Origin of the sequence: Kitasatospora sp. NPDC091257, assembly GCF_044757675.1 — a bacterium.
Lineage (GTDB): Bacteria > Actinomycetota > Actinomycetes > Streptomycetales > Streptomycetaceae > Kitasatospora > Kitasatospora lactacystinica.
The window spans coordinates 1-1,407 of sequence record NZ_JBIVVI010001699.1 but is presented as its reverse complement, the minus strand read 5'-3'; the positions used below and the strand labels follow the sequence as shown (position 1 = coordinate 1,407).

General features: G+C 76.5%; 1 protein-coding gene. It reads left to right on the top strand.

Features of this window, described 5'->3' with window-relative positions:
* A partial coding sequence (locus ACIQOV_RS41385) for a sensor histidine kinase (RefSeq protein WP_401056302.1) occupies positions 1 to 1,407 on the top strand: 1,407 nt, incomplete at both ends.

Sequence of the window (1,407 nt, the reverse complement as noted above, 5' to 3'; positions counted from 1 at the left end):
CCGAGCGGGTGATCCCCGGGCCTCCGACCCCCGGGCCACCGATGCGGCGGCCGCCGACGTCCTGTCCGGCCATCCGCTGTTCGCCCGCCTGGCCCGGACCGGCCAGCGGCTTCGACAGGGGGACCGCGACCGCCCCTGGGTGCTGGACGCCGCAGTGGTGGCCGTCGCCTTCCTGCTGTTCTGCCTGCCCGACCTCTTTCCCGGTCACGTCGAGGCCGGCGGGCGCGAGCACCGGATCGTGCTCGCCCGGCTGCCGCTGCCGCAGACCCTGGCCCTGCAGGCCGGCCTGGTGCTGCCGCTGCTGTGGCGCCGCCGACGGCCCACGGCGGCCTTCGCCACGATCATGGCCGTCTTCGTCCTGCAGTGGTCGCTGGACGTCGGTCTGCGCGCCGACGCCGCCCTGCTGGTCGCCCTTTACAGCCTGGCGCTGCACGGCCGGCTGCGGCACCTGGCGTGGTCGTGTGCGGCCATGGCGGTGGCCGTGGCCCTGGTCGCGGTGGCCGTCTCCGGTGCTGGGCTGCCGGTCGGCGACGCCCTGTTCTTCCTGTTCAGCGCCGCGACGGCGGCCGTGGCCCTGGGCATCGCGGTGCGCGTCCGGCGCGCCCAGCTCGCCGGGCTGCGGGAGCGGGCCGCCCGGCTGGAGATCGAGCGCGACCAGCGCAGCCGGCTGGCCACCGCGACCGAACGTGCCCGGGTGGCCCGGGAGATGCACGACATCGTCGGCCACAACCTGTCCGTCATCGTCACCCTGGCCGACGGCGGCGCGTACGCGGCGCAGGCCAACCCCGAACGCGGCAGGGAGGCCCTGCTGCTGATCGGGGACACCAGCCGGCAGGCGCTCGGCGAACTGCGGCGGATGCTCGGCGTGCTGCGCGACCAGGGGGACCAGGCTGCCGAGTACACGCCGCAGCCCGGCATCGCCGACCTCGACGGGCTGTGCGCCCGCATCCGCGCCGCCGGCCCCCAGGTGGTGTACACGGCCGCCGGCGCCCTGGACCGACCGGACCGCGGGGTCCAGCTGATGGCCTACCGCATCGTCCAGGAGGCGCTCACCAACGCCCTCAAGCACGCGGGGCCCGAGACCCGCGCCCATGTGACGCTGACCGTCGACGCCGAGCGGCTGCGGATCCGCGTCGAGGACACCGGCCGGCCCGGCGGCCCTCGCTGGCACGGTCGCACGGACGGGTACGGCCACGGCCTGGCCGGGATGCGCGAACGCGCGGCCCTGTACGGCGGCACCGTCACGGCTGGTCCCGTCCCCGGTGCAGGATGGACCGTGGAGGCCGTTCTGGACCTCACCCCAGGCCCGGACCCCACCTCCGGCGCGGACCCGACCGGCGCGGACCCGACCGGCGCGGACCCGATTGGCGCGGGCCCCACCGAGGACCCGGGTCCCGGAACGGACCC